This is a genomic window from Novosphingobium sediminis, assembly GCF_007991615.1.
In the GTDB taxonomy this organism is placed as follows: domain Bacteria; phylum Pseudomonadota; class Alphaproteobacteria; order Sphingomonadales; family Sphingomonadaceae; genus Novosphingobium; species Novosphingobium sediminis.
In genome coordinates this window covers 1-18815 of record NZ_BJYR01000040.1, presented here as the reverse complement: position 1 = coordinate 18815, position 18815 = coordinate 1, and the positions used below count along the sequence as shown (strand labels likewise).

Sequence of the window (18815 nt, the reverse complement as noted above, 5' to 3'; positions counted from 1 at the left end):
TAGCTTTTTAGGGACTCGAGCACTTTTGGAGCCCCGGATTTCCGCCATTCGCTCTCGACGGGAAAGGAGAAATCGGGCCTTAGATTCGCCGATCCTTCCCGCACTACCTGAACCGTCATGTCCACCATACAGAGTGGATCAACTCGTTGGCTGATCCATTTGGATCGGTCGCTCGTCATCTCCAATCGTCAACCAAACTGCGCTCCCTTTGAGCGAGCAGCAGCGTTTCAAGAAGCTCTTATCAGATTGATCCCTTGACCTGCCGCCCAAGCGGCCGTGTCTTGCTTGGCCAGCGCAGTGGCCATGAGGTCAGGAAATTGGTCCGGCGTGCAGGCAAAGACTGCACACCCAAGTGAGGCGAATGCCTGCGCATGAGCCTGATCGTAAGCTGGACGGCCATCATCGGAGAGAGCCAGAAGGACGATGAGATTGACCCCGCTTGCAACCAATTCAGCAGCTCGAGCAAGCATCTCCTTGGCGTTTCCGCCTTCGTAGAGGTCGCTGATCAGGACCAGGTTGGTTTTGGCCGGTTGGCTAACCAGCCCCTGGCAATAGGCGAGCGCTGCGTTGATGTCAGTTCCGCCACCGAGTTGCACGCCAAACAGGACCTCGACAGGATCGGCAAGCTGCTCGGAAAGATCAATGATCGCCGTATCGAAGCAAACGAGCTTGGTCTCGAGAACTGGGAGCGAGGCCATCACCGCAGAGAAGATCGAGGCATAGACGACCGACGAGGCCATCGAGCCCGATTGGTCGACACACATGATCACGTGATCGAGATCAGCCTTGGCCTTGCTCTTGCGAGCATGGCCGACCAGGGTTTCAGGAACGATTGTCCGGTAATCTTCCTGCCAGTTGTGGAGGTTCGCCCGGATTGTCCGCGGCCAGTCGATATCGGCTGGACGCGGCCGGCGCGTGCGCTGGTTGCGATTGATCGCCCCGCGAATGGTCTCGGCAGTCTTGTGCGCCAGCCGCTTCATCAGCTCGGCGACGACCTGCGCCACCACCATGCGCGCCGTTTCCTTGGTCTTGTCCGGCATCGCACTGCGGAGCGAAATCAGGTCGGCGACGAGGTGAACATCAGCCTCGAGTGTTTCGAGGAATTCGGGCTCGAGCAGCATTGCCTTGAGGTTCAGCCGTTCGAAGGCATCGCGCTGGATCACCTGCACCACCGGTGAGGGAAAAAACTCGCGAATGTCCCCGAGCCAACGGGCCACCCGCGGGGCTGATGCGCCGAGTCCGCCTTTCTTGCGGCCACCTTGCTCGGCACCCCGGTACAAAGCGGACAGGGCGCGGTCGATCCGAATGTCTGTCTCGGAAAGTGCGCCATCGTCCTCGCCGCCCATGGCAAGGCGCCAACGGCGGATACGTTCAGCCGTTTCGCTATCGCTCATGCCTCGATCCCCAGGATTGTGCGCAGCAGCGGCAGCGCCTGTTCGACGAATTCCGGTGAGAGTTCGCTGCCCGCGCTACTCGGCGATGCACGGTCTGCGACCAGACCGCTACCGACGAGACTCAGGATGCGCTGCCGTCCTGAAATCGCGAATTCGGCAAAGCCTCGTCGCAGCATCGGCAGGAGTTCGATGAAGCTCTCGTCGTCGAGATCGACCAGCCACTGGTCGAGTGCAGCCAGCAGCTGCCGATCCTGGACCAGCACTTCCGCGCCGCCAGCTAAGAAGCTCTCGACGAAGGCGCCTGCCTCTGCGGGAGAAGCCGGCGGGGTTAGTGCGCGTGAGAAGCTCGCCGCAACGGCCTCGACATCCCAGGCCTGCCGGTCATGGAGCAGTCTCAGGGCCAAACCGGCAACAGCAGGCGCGGCCCGGTTGTGCCGCGCGATCATCGCCAGTTCGCGCTGCCACATCTCGACGAGGTGGTTGTCGCCAAACAGGCCGAGAGCCTGGTCATAACCGGACATGGCCTTGCGCAGGGCGTCTGCTTCCGCCGGCTCAATATCAAGGCTCGCGGAGAGTGCGCCGGCATTGATCTCGGCTGCGAGCGCGGAAACCAGCGCCGAGAGCTGCTCTTCCGGAATCGGCCGGGCCGTGCCGTAACGCAGGATCGAGACCAAGGTCGGCACGGTTGTCATCAGCCGCGCAATATCGCTGCTCGAAACGGCTGCGGCCTGCAAGCAGGCAATGCAGGTTGCAGCGGCTTGCGGCAGGTCGGCGAGCAGACAGGCTTTCACCAGTCCGGCCAAGCCCGCGATGTCGGTGCTTGCCGCGGCCTGGGCAGCCGCCTTGTTGGCTGCGGCCTGTTCGATCGTCACGCCGTAAACCAGTGCTTCGGCCAGGCGCACCGAGAGGATCGGGCTCCAGGCCAGCAGCCAGGTCTCACGGAACGTACCTCGACCGGCCTCGGCATCGAGCAATCGGCCCCAGCCAACCCCGATTAGCACCAAGCGATGCAATAGGGTCGACTTGAGCAGGCCGGCTTCGGTCCTGAGATCGAGGGCAATCTCGCGTTCGAGGTCTTCAGCCTTAAGTCGGCAGCGCTTCTGCCAGCGCTCGAGGTCGGCCGCGAGCGGCATCTGGGGCACGGCTTCGTCGACCGCGCCGACCCGTTCGCCGAGCAACAGGCGGCGCTCGACAAGCCTAAGCGGCGTCTCGTCACCGTGGCATAGCGCGGCCAGGGTCGCATCGTGCATTTCCGCGAGGCCTGGGGTCGGCTCACCCCGGATCGCCGCCAGTGCGAGCGCTAATCGGGAGGCCTCGATGGTCGAGGCAGAGGCAACCGCCAGCCCTTCCTCGCGCAGCAGCCCCGAGACGCGCGACTGCCAGCCTGCTGCGAAGGCTTGTGCTCCAAGATCGTCACCCTCACGATGCAATTGCCAGAGATGGCGGTACCAGCCAGGAGCAGCCACGCCGGCTCCATAGCCGGAGGCCATGGCCAAGCGGGAATCGCTCCACGGCACCCAGGCAGACTCGACTTTGACCCTCGGAAGATCGCGGACAATTGCCCGGTCGTCGGCCTGTGTGGATTTCTGCCGCAACGCAGGGACGTGCCATGCTCCCAGTACCACGGCGATGGCGCCTGCTTCGTCCTTGAGCGCCTGGCGCAGGGCGAGCCGCATGAAAGCCTCGCGATAGAGATCGCGCTGGTAGCGCCCGATCCCAAGCAACTGGTTCGCGTCGCTGATGGTTCTGAGTTCCGTGATCGCGGTCTCGATCGCTGCAAAGACCTCTGGACCAGGCCGGCTCGACTCGACCAAGGCGTTCCACCAGGCTTCGCCATCGGCATAGCCAGCGACATCGGCCAGCATGTCGAGCGGATCGCCATGCGGGGATCCGCCTTCGTCCTCGGCAAGATCCTGTTCGGCAGTGTCCTTCGCGGCGGCGAGGGCACAGGCAGCAGGCCAATCGATAAACCGAACCGGGCGCCCTCGATTGAGAGCCCAGAGCATCGCTTGCCACTCGGGCGAATATTCGGCGAAGGGTGCAAAGAGGGAGTTGGCGGGCTCGTCCGCCTGGTAATGCAGCAAGGCGAGCGGGGACTTCATTCCCGGCAGGGCAGCGTAGTGTGCAAGCTCGTCGGCTTCCGGCGCGCCCTCGATCAGCACCATCGCCGGATCGAGCGCATCAAGCGCCGCGACCAGGCTCGCGGCCGAGCCGGGCCCGTGGTGGCGGATGCCGAATAGATGCGCGCGCGGGTCCATGGAATCAGATAACGTCGCGGATCGCCCCATAGAGGTCGCGCCAGCCGTCACGCTTGCGCACGACATTCTCCAGATATTCCTCGAGCGCCAGTGAATCTGCTGCCGGATCCTTCACCACTGCTCCGACGAGGTTTGCGGCCAGGGCAGGCGCGTCGATTGCGCCCGATCCGAAGTGTGCAGCCTCGGCCCAGGCGTTGATCCCGACCGAGATTGCCTCGGCAGTCGATAGCGAACCACTCACCGATTTGAGCTTTAGCTTGCCATCGAGCGTCTGCCCGTCGCGCAATTCGCGGAACAGCATCACAATCCGGGCGATCTCCTTATCGGCCGGTGCGATTGGCGGAAGGTCGAGGCTGGTTCCGATCTCGGCGACGCGGCGGGTCACGATCTCGGTCTCTTCCTCGATCGACGCCGGCGGCGGCAGAACGACCACGTTGAACCGCCGCTTGAGCGCCGACGACAGCTCGTTCACGCCTTTATCGCGGTTGTTGGCGGTGGCGATCACGTTGAACCCAGGGCGAGCATGGATTGCATCGTCGAGCTCGGGAATCGGCATCATCTTTTCAGACAGGATCGTGATCAGCGTATCCTGAACATCGGACCCCATCCGGGTCAGTTCTTCCATTCGCACCAGGGTGCCATCCTGCATCGCGCGCATCAGCGGGGTCCGGACCAGCGCCTCGTGGCTGGGGCCCTTGGCCAGCAGCAACGCGTAGTTCCAGCCGTAGCGGATCTGGTTCTCGTCAGTGCCTGAAGTGCACTGGATGACCCGGTTCGAGGTGCCCGAGATTGCCGCAGTGAGATGTTCTGAAACCCAGGACTTAGCCGTTCCGGGCAGGCCAAGCAGAAGCAGCGCGCGGTCAGTGGCGAGCGTTGCAACCGCAGTTTCGATCAGTCGGCGGTTGCCCACGTATTTCGCGCTGATCGGCGTTCCGTCCTTGGCCTTGCCCCCCATGATGTAGTCGACCACCGCATGGGGCGACATTGCCCAGTTGGCCGGGCGTTGGCGGTCGTCGCCCTTCTTCAGCGCATCGAGCTCGGCAGCATAGGTTTCTTCCGCACTCTGGCGCAGGCGGGTCTCGGTCATGGCTGGGTTGTTCCCTGGTTGAGGCAGATGAGAGTAGCGATGAGTGAGTTGGCGCGCGCGCCAAGCTCGGGCGGTAGGCGGCCGAAAGATGCACGGACTTCAGATAGGAGCTCGAGTGGCATGAGGGCCGCTGTCGCGGTGAACAGTTCCGCGCTGGGATGGCTTGCCTTGAGCGCACCGGCAAAGAGGGCCCGTGCCTGGGCAGCTGGCAACGGGCCAGCAAACGCTTCGTGCAGCGCAGTCAGGACCCAGGGGTTGAGCGAGGCGGGCGCAACGGCTCCAGGTATCACGGCTGAGATCCACTGGCTTCGCTCGGCTGGCAACACGACGCCGAACGCCGCTAACCCCGGCTGCAGGAACTCCGCCCAGATATGAGGCACGTAGCGCCGTGCAATGTCCTCAAGCAGCGACCATTCCCGTCCGGCACATGCTGCGAAAGCTATACCTTTGACCAAATCGTCGTCGCCCTGGGCCGCCTCGAGCATGGCGTCACCGCTCATCCCGAAGGCAGCGCCCAGCGAGCTGCTGTTGACTGCACCAAAATTGGCCGCAAGCCATTCGGTGATCGGCGCCGGTCCCTTGAGATTGGCCGGAAGCTGCAGCTTGAGCGTGATGCGCTTGCGCAGGAGGCCGGCCTTGCCCGCCGCAATGCGCGAGACCAGTTCCTCGATCTGGGCTGCAGCGGCCCCGGTACCGGGCAGCCGGGCAAGCAGGCGGGTCACGGCTTGCTTCACTGTCGGAGCGCGATCGTTGGCCAGGCTCTCCAGGAAAGTTCGATCGTCACCAGACAGGCCCGTCGCCAGGGCATCGATCAGCCGAAGCCGCACATCGGCCTTTTCAACCGGCAGCTGTGCTTCGACCAGCGCGCGCGCACTGGCAGGGTCCGATCCGCGCAGCTGCGCGATGAATGTCGCCTTCCTGGCCGGGGTCGCTAAGGTCCAGTTGGTCGGATCGAGTGCATCGCTGGCAAACCAGTCGCCAACGCGCTCGGCACTCTCGTCATTGCGTCCCGTCATGGCCTGACCCAGCACATCGCTGTGCTTGCGAACGAAAGCATTGAGCCGCGGCAGGTCGAAGGGATGGAGCCGCAATCCCCCGGCCTCGAGGGCCAGAGCGAGTGCCAAGGCTGCCGCATCGTCGGGCGGATTCCCCTTTCCCGAGACAAGCCGCAGAATCAGCGGTCTTGCGGCTTCCGGAACGATGGACCTGGGATCGTCTTGGGCTGCCACCTCGTCGAATTCAGTCGGCACCAGGGGCATGGCAAACAGCTCGGCCTGGACAGCGAGCGCCATTAATCGCGGTGCCGTGCATGGTTCGGCAGGCGCGATTCCCTCGCCAAGCACGCCCTCAGGTATGAGCGGTCGCCGTGCCGTTCCTTGCATCAGGGTGTCGAGGATGCTTGCCTTGTTCACGGCGCCACCCATTCGCCCAGTCGCGTTTGCGCCAACAAAGGCGTGAGCGCAGATCCATCCCACAATCCGAAAAGGGCAAGCTCTCCCGCCTCGCAAAGCGGCCACGCCGCCTCCGCACTAGCGGCCGCAATGGGTAGGGTGATATCACTCGATACCGCATACAGCGCTTCGCCCGCCGATCGCACTGCGACGTCCGAGGCCGCGAGCGGATAGTCGCCCAACCAAGGTTTGTCGGAAAGTGCCCTGCGCCATGCAGCGATCGCACTCGGCAAAGGCCGATTGACGCACTGCCAATGTTCATCGGCGGGGCGTGTGCCGCGGTGCGCGGCGATCTGCGCGCGCAGGGGAACTGGAGATGGATAGAACGCCAGTTCAGCGTCAAGCAGCTCCCCTGGCATGTACATGTTGCCGCTCGCCCCGCCGCCGACCGGAATATAGTCGATCAGCACGGCATGCACCGGATCATCGCCTACGCGCTCAAGCCAGGTTTCAATCCGGCGAAGGCGATCAGGTTGGACCTCGTCTCGCGCAGCTAGCACCCGCCAAACGCCAGCCATTTTCAAGGCAGCTGGATCGTCCAGCAAGGCTTCGCGAGTCACCGACCACCCCATCATCTGGCGTACATCTGATCGCAGTAGGTCCGGCAGTGAATCCTGCCGCGTGTATGCCTGGCCGATCAGGTAGGCAGCCGACAGCGCCCGAGCGGCAGCCAAGGGCCGATGTTGCTCGTCGAGTCCGAACAGTTGAGCGGGGAGCATCGCGATGCGGTTGGCGAGTCCGCCAGCCTTGGCATCGACCAGTCGTTTCGCCAGCGTGGCGCAGTCCTGCGCTGCACGCTGATCGAACCCGCCAAGACCTCGCTCAAGCTGGTCGGCAATCCACTGGTCCATCGCCCCAATGCCCGCTGCGACCAATTCCTCGCGCTTCTCCCGGTTGCGGGCGCGTTGCGCCTCAGCCCGCGCAAGGGCTGCGGGATCATTCGCTTCTTGGGCTTCTTCCGTGGCAAGGGCAGCAATCGATGGACGCGCAGTCTCGGCCGCGCTGTCCACCTGGGGCTTGCCCACTGCTGGCCCCCGGCGCCGGCCGAGCCAGTCGTTGACCCATTGCGGCGGAGTTCCCCGATTGAACGCTACGTTGCCGTCAGCGCGCATCCACATCAGCGCAAGCGAGTGCTTGCAGGGAAACTTGCGGCTTGGGCAGGTGCACTTGTAGCCGGCATCCGCTTCAGTGACGGCAATGCGGTAAGGCGTTGCGCCCGAGCCCTGGCATTCTCCCCAGATCAGTCCGGCACCATCCTCTTCAAGGGTGGGCCAGCCAGCAGGCTTCAGCAGCTTCTTTGCTGCTGAGAGCGACGCCTGATCCGGGGCAAGGCGCTCGATCTTTTCTAGCGATAAACTCAAACGCTACACCCACGAACGCGTATCCAGTTGACCCTAATGCCAAATTGTTGCGACTTGGCAAACCGCTTCAACGGGCTCAATTGCGGGAACGTTCGCTAAGTTCGGCTGTAATGGGCTATCCAAAACTACCGGCTTCAATCGAAAACGTGAGCTATTAAGGGGCTCGAGCGATTTCGAAACCCCAGCGCCCCCCGATTTTCGATGCTCGAGCAAGAAAGCTGAGCTTACCGACGAAGCGGACATCGAACCGGACATTCGTGCGACGATATGAACGCGATCAAGGCACATAAAAAGTTGGATTACAGATAGATGAGCGCGGTGAAAGCCGAAGCTGGAAGCGGTCATCATGGCGGCCACCCAAGGCGCAATGATAGGCAACCTCGCTGCGGCTGCCATAGAGTTGCCGGGTTCGCAGGTTTCGAATGTCAGGATGTGTCTCGCAGAATTCAGACCAAGACTGCGACTTTATTCACCGGAAACGGGCCTAGGGCGTTGTAGACAGTCGCTGTCGGCCGCTCCGAGCCTCGAGCTCGCGCATATCATCAACTTTCGAAAGGCTAAGATTACGAACGTCGGCCACGCCTCGCTTCGGCTCGAAGAAATCGACCTCGACATGGGTGATTGAGTCTGAAGCTATCAAACCAGGCATGGCCCAGATAGCATCGATCGGGCTGTAGATCGCCAGCGAACGCCGATCCTTGCGCAGAGAGAGCGACAGAAAATAAGGCCGGGCATCTTGATCGTCGGGCCCGTGCCACAACTTGCGTTCACACACCAGAGTGATGTCGATTGGCTCGCCGATGTGCGGGCTGAACTTCGAACTCGCCTCGATTATCACGCAGTCGAGCCTGACAATCGTCTCGTCCGTTACGCCGCGATCGCCGTCCTGAGCGATGTAATAGCTCGGGCGAACATTCCGGATTTCTGCCCGTAGCGTATAGACCGGGTCCGGCCTCTTTCTCGGCTTGGTCATCTCGGTCCTTCCAACATCCAAGGCCCCCGTCGCGAAACCAGCACTCGTGAGGCCATCCCCGTTGCCCAGGCCGAACCTTATCCGCAACCGTAGTAGGCCAGATAGGCGCGGCGATTGAGAAGGCGACGCTCCTCTGTTTTGGACGTTTCGCAAGCCATAACCGCCTCGACGAGGCGGCCCCCTCGGGCCAGGTGCTGATCGGCAAGCTTGACGACATGCAGATTGGGAACAGCTTCGGGACGGATCCGAAACAGTTCCTGAACTGCAGAGTGCTCGTTTCCAGCGCCCATACGTGCGGCCAAGATGGCCAGTGCGATGCCCGAGGACCTACTGATGCCTGCATGACAATGAACCAACAATCGATCGTCGGGACGGTCGAACTCAAGCGCGGCCTTCACGTCTGAAATGGTCGCCAGCTGCAACTCTCGCCGCGTGTCGTGGGGCGGCGGCGCGGGGGCATCCAGGTCGACAAACTTCAGGATCAGTAGAGCTGGAGGGGCCGGCAAGTGAAACTGGATAATCTTGCTGCGGTAGGTGTCGGGATCGTAACATCCGATGATGCGATCGAACTCGCGCTTCTTCCGCTTTGCCCAGGTGAAGGGCGCAATCGTTATCGACCCGCTGGTGAGGTTCATGGTCGAGCCTGGCGACACCGGCTACCGAACGCGCTTGATGAAGACCATCCCGCCTTCGCGCCGCTCGCTCGCAAACTGCGGGAGTGAAGCGACCAGGTCGGAGAGCCGGGTGAAGCCGTAGTTACGGGCATCGAACGAAGACCGACTGCTGGCGCGCTGACCAACTTCGGAAAGGCTGGCATAGCCCTTCTCGTCGCGCTTCGATGCTTTCCAGGCTTCGCTCAGCAAGGTGACTACGGCAGCATCGACATCGGCGGCGTCAGGCTTGTCGCCGTTTGCCTGGGCTTGCTCGAGCGCGCCGAGGTCGAAGAAGCGGGTACAGGCTTCACGAAAACCTTCCGGAGCGCGTTCGGTGCCGAAACCATAGACTGGCAGGCCGCTTTGCCGGAGCCGCATCGCGACCGGCATGAAATCACCGTCGCTCGACATGATCCCGAAACCGTCGACCTGGCCGGAATAGAGCAAGTCCATCGCGTCGATCGCGATCTTCATGTCGGTCGCGTTCTTGCCCTTGGTAATATCGAACTGCTGCTGCGGTTCGATCGCATAGCGCTGGGTCAGCGCGGCCCAGCCCTTGAGACCAGCCTTGCTCCAGTTACCGTATGCGCGCTTGATGTTGACGCTGCCAAGTTCAGCCAGGACTGTCAGTGCCGGGTCAAGTCCGGACGGTGACGCGTTATCGGCATCGATGAGCAGAGCGATGTTCTTACTGGTCGTCATGGGCTTTTGAATTCCATTCACAAAATCTGGCGTGAGAAGTCGCCGAAGCCACTCGAGACACCGCGGCCGTTCATACCAACCGCCTACCATGCCATACGACGCGGCCAATGATGTTCAAATTGCTTCGCTTTATGCCTTCCCAATCGGGGTAGGCTGGATTGTCGCACAAGACCGAGACTAGGCTTCCCGAAGGTGAGAGCGCGAGGCGGCGGACGGTTACTCCATCGGCAAGCCGCAGGGCATAGAGCCCGTCTCGCAGCTCGGCCTTCGATCGCCGGCGCGCGACTAAAACCTCGTCGCCTTGCTTGAGCGTCGGCTCCATCGTGTCCCCGGCGATTTTTAGGATTGCAAGGGGCTCGGATCCCAATCCATGTCCCGCCATCCAGGCGAGATCGAAGACGTACTCTTGTTCGCAATCCGGTTCTTGCCCTGCAGCCGTGGGGAGCAGCGCCACTTTGACCAGCCTAGGGTCTCCTCCACGCCCCTTCGACACCGGCCCTATTCTGGTTTCGGGGACGTCAAAATACTGGGCAATCTTCCGGCGGTCCGATTCGTCCAGAACCGCCGGACTGCCCCGCGTGATGTATTGCTGGATATAGGCAGGGTTACGAGCAATGAGACGGGATATCGAGGAATAGCTCTCGCTGCGCTCTTTGATCAGTTCATCAAGTGCATGTCGATATTGCAGCATTCCAGATCACCGACTCATTGCCTCGAAACGAAATCCTATAGCATCGACGTATTGCCCTAGGACACTTCGTAATCGCACCGCGAAGCCACGGGGTGTATTTATTCCGCGAGGCGCGAACGTCGAAAGTTTGCGTGGCAACCCAAGCCGTGAAGTTAGGTGACGAAGTGCCTCATCGTTTCTGAGACGGGGGCATTCTGCCATGCCGGAATATTGGATCGGACTGGATACTGGCTACGATTCCACCAGCTTCTGCGTGACCGACGAAGATGGGGTGATCGTCACAGAGGGTTCGTGCGCGTCCGAAGTTGACGCGGTTCTGGAGGTAATCTCCGGCTACGATTTGGCCAGTCTGCGTCAGATCAGCATCGAGGCTGGTGTCGGCACCCACATTGTCCGCCGCTTGCGGGCACTCGACTATCCGGTTTGCGTTCACGAAACGCGGCGATCGGGCAAATTTCTGGCCATTAGCCGATCAAAGACCGATCAGAACGACGCTATCGGGCTCGCGCAATTTGGCAGGTTGGCCCGCGAAGTGGATGCAGGCGTCTTCGTCAAATCGCTCGAATGCCAGAATCTGCGGACCCGTCTGACCGCGCGGCACAAGCTCATAGAGTTGCGCATGGCGATTGAGGGTCTGGTCCAGTCGATTGTCCGTCTTCATGGCGGCAAGCTGAAGCTCAGTCGCCGCATTGGCGGACTTACAGAGGACATCGAGGTTCAACTCGCTGCTCTCAGCGCAGATGGCCTCGACGTCGAAAGTGACGTTCGACCTTTGGTCACCATTGCCGAAGCCATCCGCAGCCTGTTGGCCGATCTCGATCGGCGGCTGAAGGATATGGTCAAATCGCATCCGGTCTGCAGTTTGCTGCTGACCGTCCCAGGAGTAGGTCCGATCACCGCCGCGTCCTACTATAGCGCCGTAGGCAGCCCAGACCGCTTCAAGAACAATCGGGATGTCGGCAGCTACTTCGGCCTTGCCCCAATCTTGCGTCAGTCCGGTCGATATTCCCGCCAAGGCGGCATCAGCAAGATGGGTAGCAAGCTGACCCGCATACACCTCGTGACGGCAGCGACAGTGCTTTTATCGAAGTCCCACAGCGATTGCGCGCTCCGGCAATGGGGCATCGATCTCGCCAAGCGGACGAGCCGCAAGAAGGCGCAAATTGCCTTGGCGAGAAAGCTCGCCGTGGTGATGCTGGCAATGTGGAAGTCGGGCGAAAAGTTCGATCAACACCGTGGATCGCAGCAGAACGAAGCTTCCCTCGGGAAGATGGCAGGTCCGGACCACGCATTGGGAACTGGGCACCCTAGCCCGCAGGAGGTTGTGCGGACGGGCCTGCCAGCATGACAGCCGTGCCGATCGACCCAGTCGCGTTCTCCGACGGTCGCTATCGACCCTCGAGACTGGCGGCGAAGAGACGGCTAGCCAAGGACTCGATGTCCTCGCGCCAGGCAAGCTTGTCGAGCCAGGTCTGCGGAATCGCGCCAGCGCCGTGGACCACGCCAGCGAGCTGCCCGGTGATCGCTGCAGTGGTGTCGGCGTCGTCACCCAGATTGGCGGCAATCAGGACCGCATCACGAAAAGTCTCAGTCTGGTCGACGCACCAGAATGCGGCTTCGAGCGAATGGATGACGTAGCCCGACGAGGCAATGTCCAATCGACCTTTGCTTCGCCAGTTGCCTTTGATGATTGCGGCGATCGCCAGGTCGTCGCTGGTCTCCTGGCAGTCGAGTGCTTCGCGCCAATCGCGCCCGGCTATGGCATCGGCAAGCACCAGTGCAAATCGAGCGCAGGCTTCAACTGCTTGCGGTGCCCCGTGAGTCGTCAGGCTTTGCCGCTTTGCTACATCGACCAGCGTAGCCGGGTCTGGCCAATGCCGGATGGCGACTGGTGAAAGACGCATCAGACTACCGTTGCCGGCGGTATTGGGATCTGTCGATCCGGCCAGAGCCCTGCCAGTCCGCAGCCATGTGTCGATCGCCGTTCGGGTGGCATTGCCAATGTCGAAGCAGCTGCCGGTGCAACTATTCACACCGTGGACATACCAGTTGGCGAACCGGCCCATCAGGTCGATCTCGTCCAGATCGGGCTTGGCGAGAAGGCTCTCCGCAAGTGCCAATGCCATCGATGTGTCGTCGGTCCACTGCCCGGGCTCAAGCTCGAACGGGCCGCCACCGATCATGTCGGTCAGGTGCGGGTAGCTGTCGCGCCGCGTGAATTCGAGGGTCGTGCCGAGGGCATCGCCGACAGCCAGACCTAACAAGGCCCCAAGCGCACGATCTTCGATCGCAGCAAGGTCGGTGCGATCCTGGCTCATGGCCTCACCAGGCAGAGTTTGCGGTTCGACACGCCCACCTGGAGCTGTCTCCCCCATTCGAAGGCAATGAAGTCCTGCTCGATTCCGTCGGCAAAGATCACGCCGCCGTCATTCATCCGCGATTGAAGGGCAAGCACTCTGCCGCTCAGTTTGCCGCTGCGGACCGAAGTCCCGGTAGAGACCGAGGGAAACGGCTCGCGCACGAAGAACCCGAGCGCATCTTCTTCAGCGCCTAACTGAATTGAAGAAGCGGTCGCTTCCATGATCGAGCGCGCCCATCCGGTCGCACCCGTGCCGGTTGCAATGATCAGCCCGCTCGAGCTCTGCTGTTCGCGCAGGCTTCCGGTGTCGATCAGGTAGCGAGCCGACTGATGGCTGCGGTGACCAACGAACAGCTCATTGAGCGCCAAGAGCGTCTCGCCGGTATCGAGCTTGGCCTCGGCCATCGTGCGCCGCTCGAAGCCGCAATCGCGCGCTTCGACTGCTCGCAAGATACTACCCAATCGATCGGCTCGCACCGGCAACAAGACACCATCAAACCGGTCGGGTGCCGGATTGATACCAAGCACCGGTTGGCTGTCGAGATACTTGGCGACATTGGCAACGAGGCCGTCCTGGCCGACAGCGACGATCAAATCATCCGGCGCGAACAGGAACCGGTCGAACTCGCCCCGCCGAACCAGTGCTTGCCGCCACTCGGACGGAACCTGCGCGCGGACCGCGTGCAGTACAGCGTTGAACTGCTGGTGTTCCGCCTCGAGCCCGGTCAGCTCCTGGCCGCGGGTCTCGAGGAAGAACCTGGCCTGCTGGCGCGTCGCGTGACGCGCCAGCAAGAGTTCGAAGTCCGTTTCTCGGACTGCGAAGACGACGCGGGGAGGAAGGCTCGCCACGATGTCACCCCGCGTCGACCAGCGCTGGCCGGGCAGTTCCGAGTTCGCGCAGTAGGTTTGCGAGCAGATCCGGGGTCACGTTGAGGTGCTCGATCGTATCGAGCTTGCCAGCGAACTCCCGCGCGGCGAGGCCGAGCAACACTTGCGGCGGCAAGTCGCGATAGACCGCCATGTGCGCCTGCTCGGCCTCTGCACGAGCGCCTTCGACTGTGCGGATGCGCAGCGCCTCGGCATCGGCTTCGACCTTGTTCGCATCTGCGACGCCTTGCGCGCGGTCCCGGGCATTGTCGGCCTCTTCGGCAATGAGCTGCTTCTCGCGCCGGGCAAGTTCGACCCGATTGGCGAGCTCGTTCTCGGCAATGGCCCGTTCCTTTTCGACGGCCAGAGCCCGGCGTTCAAACGTAGCCTGGTCGGCCTTCTGTTGCAGCGCCTCGAAGGTTGGGGTTTGCAGTGCCCGTTCAAGTTCGCTGCTCGGGGCGAGATTCTGGAGGCGAACCGAGACCACAGCAATGCCCAGCTCCTTCAAGTCGGGGCTGGCGGCAAGAGCCTTATCAAGCAGCGCGCGCAATGGATCGATCCCGGCATCAAGCAGAGCCCTGATGTCGGCGCTCGCCAAGTAGTCGAGCGCAGCCTGGCTGACGAGCCCGGTGATCCGGGCTTCGATCTTCTCGAGCGGTTGTCCCTGGTGTTGACCGCCGCGCAGCGAAATGGTGAAATCGATGCGCTCGGCGATCCGTTCTGGGTCTTCAATACGCCAGCCGATCGCGCCCTGAACGTTGACGGCCTGGAAGTCAGCGCTGCGCCCTTTGACGAAGACCGTTGTTTCGCGGTCGTCCATTGGGAGCTCGGCAATACTGGCGACATCGGGCCGGAACCAGAAGACCAGGCCGCGACCGCTCTGGCGGACCTTCCCGGCCCGGTAGCGGATCACGTGGTGGCTCGCGTCGCTGCGCAGCCGCGCCAGAAATCCGACGTTGGTGATATTGGCCATGTTCAATCTCCCTGATTGGGTTTGAGACGATAGAGTTCGGCGGGACGGTAGGATGTCCCGAGTTCGCGCTCGCCGGTGCCTTCGATCCAGCCCTTGTCGAGCATCCGGCGGCGGAAGGCGGGCTTGTTCAGCGACACGCCGAGGATTGCTTCGTGAACGGCTTGCAGGTCGCGCAAGGTGAAACGTTCAGGTAGCAACGCGAAGGCAATGGTTGAGTAGTCGAGCTTCCCACGCAGGCGCTTGACCGCCGTGCCGAGGATCTCGGCGTGGTCGAAGGCAAGATCGAGGTGGGTCCCGCCGCCGGCTCGCGCGGAGATGGCGCCGCCTCGCTCGCCGGGCCATGAGACTTCAAGCTCGACTAGCTCAAGATCGTCGCGGACCAACGGCGCGCGCGACAGCACCTCGAGCGGTAGCAAGGCAAAGTAGGCGACGGTGATAATCCGCGTCCGCGGGTCTCGGGCGGGATCCCCGAAGGTGTAAAGCTGTTCGAGCCAACCGCCCGCGGGAAGCCCAGTCTTAGCCACCAGCACGCGCTCGGCTGCTTCATCAAGGCCCTCGTCAATGCCGACGAAGCCGCCCGGCAAGGCCCGGTGATCCTTGAACGGGTGGTCGCCCCGCTGCTGAAGCAGGGCCGCCAATTTCCCATCCCGAACTGTCATCAGCACGAGATCCACTGTCACCGATGGGTGCGGGAATGCTTGCGGATCGTAGTCCTGGAGGAATTCAGCTTCGGTCATGCCAGCGACTCATATATTCGAGATGAACATATGTTATGTGCAATCTAGATATATGTCAAATGGAATTAAGGTGGGGGCCATCGAGGCCCGGCTCCGAAACCCGTGAGTTCCAGTGAATGGCATCTCAGCGAAGCAGCTTGCCAAGATCGGTTGGACGGTCAGTTCCGATAGCGCCGGGCTATTCCGGTGACTTTCTCGAAAGAGTTCGACCTATGAACATGCACACAACGATCGTCGCCGCCGTGCCGCAGGTTTCCCAAAGTGACTGGTACGAAATGCTTGCCACCCGCGATTCCTCCGCACGCGATCTCAAACACTACAATGACACGGTGCTCTTGCCGCTCGAGGATGAACTCGAGCGCACGTCGCCACGACCGGACCTTTGCTTCGTGATCGAAGCGATGAGCGGGCAAGTCACGCGTTACCCGGTTCCAGCAAACGACCTGCATCGGTGGGACAATCACTGGTCTCCGCTTGTTCGGCGCAAGGCCAAGGAAGTTCGTGAAGCGTGGCTCGCCTATCGCGCGGTGTGCGATCGGCTTGGCTGGGACGCAGCCTGCGCCGAAAGCGAACGGCTGTGCTCAATTCAATGTGGCTTCGAACATGAACTCGTGATCAAGCCCGCACCTGATCTCGCGGCCTTACTGTGGAAACTCGAGCATCTGTTTGGCGCAGAGGCGCGCGAGGATCATGAGTTCTGCGACTCTTGGTGTCCGGAATTTGTGAATGCGCTCATGGTGGATGCTAGGCGCCTTCTGACCGCTATCGACGCACCGCTCCTGTCTTGGGCTGCGCAGGCGGGCTTACAACAGCCCCAGGCGAACGTTGGCTGACGAGCAAAACGCCCCGGCCGTGCCGTCGCAAGCTGCCGAAAGGCAGCTCGCGACGGCGCTTGCAGCCCTGCCGACAAAAACTGCTGCATTGGACGCGCAACGGATGGCTACGGCGTGAACAGTCCGGCGGGGGAGGCGTAGCTCTTGATGGTACGCTCAGGCTTCTCATGCCAACCAATATTGAAAGCCCAGTAAGTCGGAAAGAAATAGAGCGACGCATAGGTCAGGTTCTCGTGGATCCAGCGCGCAAGGATCCGCCAGTCGCCCGGCTGCTGGTGCTTCTCCCAGAAGCTCGGCACGACAACGCAGGCCATCGCCCCCATATGCCCGTCCGCATCGAGGCGGTCCCAGATATGCCCGGCGTAATTGCTCTCGTTCGAAGCGCAGGTGTAGCCTGGCTTCTTCTTGCGCTGCATATCGTTGCAGAAGCCGTTGACCTCGCAGGAACGGTAAGCCGAGCGGATGGCAAGTCGGCCCCAATGGTCCTGAAGCGGCTCTAGCAACTCCTCGCAGAGACGTTTGCCAGCCTTGATGGCCAGATCGGGATCGTCTGGAGCATTGTTTAGACCGTGAATCATCGCGACTTCGGAATAGAGCATGTCGCGCATGAAGAACGACTTCGACAGCTGCACGCGCCCCAGCTCGGTCAGCGCAGGCACTGTCCGTGCCGTACCGAGCCGCTTGAACGGACCTGTGATCGACTCGGCTACCCATGCCAGACGCAAGTCGATTCCATCGCATGGTTTGGCAGTCGTGATTGTGCCATCCGCTGCTTGCCCCAGCCCCATGGCTTCTACGAAGGCGCGGTAGTCATCGAACCACGAACGCTTTGGGCAAAAGCTCTGAACGATCATCACGGCATCGCGCGCGCAATAGCGCTGCGCCTCGATCAGCGCCGAGGCGGTGCGGTGGATTAGCTGGTAGCGGATCGACCCAACTTGCCCAGGATCGAGCTCAAGAAGACCGCAAAGTCGAGTCAGGCGAGCGAGCCGGGTTGGCCTGTCGCCCTTGGGGTCCGAAAGCCATTCATCAACCGTCGGTCCGAATGTTTCATCGACCTTGGCCTCAATCGCGAGAATGCCGAGCCCGCCTTCGAGACGCACGATTGCCATGAGATCGGTCTGGCTTGGTCGCTGGCCGTCGCCAAGGTCGACGGGTCTTTCTAAAAAGGCATCGAGCAATGTGGCTTCGCGAAAGCGAAGGTCGGGCTTGAGCGCGGCCTTGATCGATGGCGGCAATGCATTGGCAGCAAACCATAGCTCAGCAAGCGACTTTGCAGATCGGCCAGGTTGCCAATGTGTGGGAGACCCAAGATGCGGAATGGCGTCCTCTGGCCGGAGCAAAGGGACGTGGAGGCGGGGAAGCGCTGTTCCGTTTTGCATACTGGGCAAAGCTTCGCGGGAAGTCGACACATGTCAATAAGCGGCCGGCGTTCGCATTTCATAAGGGGATTAGTTATGACGGCGCATGACCGTGAACATCATCGTCGATGCAAACATCGTATTGCACTATCGGAGAATTGACGAAGTCGACTGGCCAGGGCTTGCTAGGTCTTCGCCGTGCAACATTGTGATCGTGCCCGCCCTGATGGCGGAACTCGAGCGGAAGAAGGCGACAGCGAGCTCGCCGGTGATCCGCAAGCGCGCCGGCAAGGCCATCGAGTTCCTGGTCAAAATGATGGACGAGGCTGACCCAATCGCCTTGCGGCCGCAATGCACGCTGATTTTCCATGACCACGAGCCCACGATCGATTTCGCTGCAAATCGCCTGTCGCCCGATGTCGATGACGATCGCTACATTGCCACTGCTTTGGAGATTGAAGCTGAGACAAGGGCATCGACCTACATTGCCTCAGGCGACGGCGGCCTCAAGCTCAAGTTGAGGTCGAGACCGGTCAAGATTCTGACGCTTCCTGACTCGCTGCGCCTCGCCGACGAGGTGGATCCGGAAACCCAGGAATTGCGCAAGGCAAAGCAGGAACTCGAAAAGATCAAGACCGCCCGCCCCAAGCCAGTCGTTCGATTTAATGGGGCCGATATGCTCCGGCTGGAATTCCCGGACCTGATCATTCCGAAGTTGCCAACACTCGAGCAAGAAAAGCGGAAATTCCCGATCAGGGAGCCTTCACCACCCAAACCACAGGTCGTGAATGCTTTTCCGAAACTGACCAGCGGCATTGACATTGCAAACCTGAGTGGGCTGTCGGGACTGTCCCTGGATCGGCAGAACGAAGCTCGACTTCGGTACTATGCCGCGTACGAGCAATATCTGGCAGACATGAAGCACTACCTCGATCGGATTTGCCGAATTGAGGAGGTTGAGTTTTGCCTCTGGAATGACGGACTGGTGGCCGCCCATAACATCGAGGTAACGATCCAAGCACCCCAAGGGACCCGTTGGATATCCCGCAGGGATCTGCCCAAGGCCCCAAAGAAGCCAGACGAACCGAGTGTTACATCGTCCTGGTTGGGACCCA

General features: G+C 61.5%; 17 protein-coding genes and 1 pseudogene. 3 read left to right on the top strand and 15 right to left on the bottom strand.

What is annotated here, in order from left to right:
- Nucleotides 1-227 precede the first annotated feature (227 nt).
- The 10 genes and pseudogenes from NSE01_RS20525 to NSE01_RS20485 form a co-directional block, all read right to left on the bottom strand.
- On the bottom strand, nt 228-1394 hold the full coding sequence (locus NSE01_RS20525; protein ID WP_147161445.1) for a VWA domain-containing protein: 1167 nt from the start codon (nt 1392-1394) through the stop codon (nt 228-230).
- Entirely contained in the window at nt 1391-3652 is a 2262-nt protein-coding gene (locus NSE01_RS20520; RefSeq protein WP_147161444.1) for a DUF5682 family protein, read from the bottom strand. Before NSE01_RS20520 ends, NSE01_RS20525 begins: the two co-directional genes overlap by 4 nt.
- 4 nt (nt 3653-3656) lie before the next feature.
- Nucleotides 3657-4739, bottom strand: a complete 1083-nt coding sequence (locus tag NSE01_RS20515; RefSeq protein ID WP_147161443.1) for an ATP-binding protein — start codon at nt 4737-4739, stop codon at nt 3657-3659.
- Nucleotides 4736-6151 (bottom strand): DUF5691 domain-containing protein, encoded by a 1416-nt coding sequence (locus tag NSE01_RS20510; RefSeq protein ID WP_147161442.1) that lies wholly within the window; start codon nt 6149-6151, stop codon nt 4736-4738. Before NSE01_RS20510 ends, NSE01_RS20515 begins: the two co-directional genes overlap by 4 nt.
- Nucleotides 6148-7200, bottom strand: a complete 1053-nt coding sequence (locus NSE01_RS20505) for an SWIM zinc finger family protein (protein ID WP_246135311.1) — start codon at nt 7198-7200, stop codon at nt 6148-6150. Before NSE01_RS20505 ends, NSE01_RS20510 begins: the two co-directional genes overlap by 4 nt.
- A 102-nt stretch (nt 7201-7302) precedes the next feature.
- Nucleotides 7303-7551 (bottom strand): annotated as a pseudogene (locus NSE01_RS22000) (SWIM zinc finger family protein); the annotation flags it as partial.
- Between the two features lie 484 nt (nt 7552-8035).
- A complete protein-coding gene (locus NSE01_RS21390; protein ID WP_170233921.1) occupies nt 8036-8524 on the bottom strand; it encodes a hypothetical protein in 489 nt (162 codons plus the stop codon).
- Nucleotides 8525-8601: 77 nt separating this feature from the next.
- Nucleotides 8602-9159, bottom strand: coding sequence for a hypothetical protein (locus NSE01_RS20495; protein WP_147161440.1), 558 nt, complete (start codon nt 9157-9159; stop codon nt 8602-8604).
- A gap of 21 nt (nt 9160-9180) precedes the next feature.
- The gene (locus NSE01_RS20490; RefSeq protein ID WP_147161439.1) at nt 9181-9879 is read right to left on the bottom strand and encodes an NYN domain-containing protein; all 699 of its coding nucleotides are present in this window, start codon (nt 9877-9879) and stop codon (nt 9181-9183) included.
- Nucleotides 9880-9949: 70 nt separating this feature from the next.
- Nucleotides 9950-10570, bottom strand: a complete 621-nt coding sequence (locus NSE01_RS20485; protein WP_147161438.1) for a S24 family peptidase — start codon at nt 10568-10570, stop codon at nt 9950-9952.
- 199 nt (nt 10571-10769) lie between these two features.
- Between NSE01_RS20485 and NSE01_RS20480 the strand changes: the two genes are divergently transcribed.
- On the top strand, nt 10770-11918 hold the full coding sequence (locus tag NSE01_RS20480) for an IS110 family RNA-guided transposase (RefSeq protein ID WP_147161437.1): 1149 nt from the start codon (nt 10770-10772) through the stop codon (nt 11916-11918).
- A 40-nt stretch (nt 11919-11958) separates the two neighbouring features.
- Here NSE01_RS20480 and NSE01_RS20475 read toward each other — a convergent pair whose 3' ends face one another.
- Genes NSE01_RS20475 through NSE01_RS20460 form a run of 4 tightly spaced genes read right to left on the bottom strand, consistent with a single transcriptional unit; the run spans nt 11959 to nt 15506 of the window.
- A complete protein-coding gene (locus NSE01_RS20475) occupies nt 11959-12888 on the bottom strand; it encodes an ADP-ribosylglycohydrolase family protein (protein ID WP_246135310.1) in 930 nt (309 codons plus the stop codon).
- Nucleotides 12885-13778, bottom strand: coding sequence for a diacylglycerol kinase catalytic domain-containing protein (locus NSE01_RS20470; protein WP_147161435.1), 894 nt, complete (start codon nt 13776-13778; stop codon nt 12885-12887). Before NSE01_RS20470 ends, NSE01_RS20475 begins: the two co-directional genes overlap by 4 nt.
- A 4-nt stretch (nt 13779-13782) precedes the next feature.
- Complete coding sequence (locus NSE01_RS20465) at nt 13783-14769, bottom strand: SPFH domain-containing protein (RefSeq protein ID WP_147161434.1); 987 nt, start codon at nt 14767-14769, stop codon at nt 13783-13785.
- Nucleotides 14770-14771: 2 nt separating this feature from the next.
- Complete coding sequence (locus NSE01_RS20460; RefSeq protein ID WP_147161433.1) at nt 14772-15506, bottom strand: NUDIX hydrolase; 735 nt, start codon at nt 15504-15506, stop codon at nt 14772-14774.
- 212 nt (nt 15507-15718) lie between these two features.
- Here NSE01_RS20460 and NSE01_RS20455 point away from each other — a divergent pair, with 212 nt between their 5' ends.
- The gene (locus NSE01_RS20455) at nt 15719-16339 is read left to right on the top strand and encodes a hypothetical protein (RefSeq protein ID WP_147161432.1); all 621 of its coding nucleotides are present in this window, start codon (nt 15719-15721) and stop codon (nt 16337-16339) included.
- A 107-nt stretch (nt 16340-16446) separates the two neighbouring features.
- Here the strand turns inward: NSE01_RS20455 and NSE01_RS20450 are convergent, their stop codons facing one another.
- On the bottom strand, nt 16447-17721 hold the full coding sequence (locus NSE01_RS20450; protein ID WP_371863232.1) for a DUF6946 family protein: 1275 nt from the start codon (nt 17719-17721) through the stop codon (nt 16447-16449).
- Between the two features lie 85 nt (nt 17722-17806).
- On the opposite strand from NSE01_RS20450, the gene NSE01_RS20445 reads away from it, so the two are divergent.
- Nucleotides 17807-18815 (top strand): hypothetical protein (locus tag NSE01_RS20445; RefSeq protein WP_147161430.1); only part of this gene is annotated, 1009 nt, incomplete at its 3' end.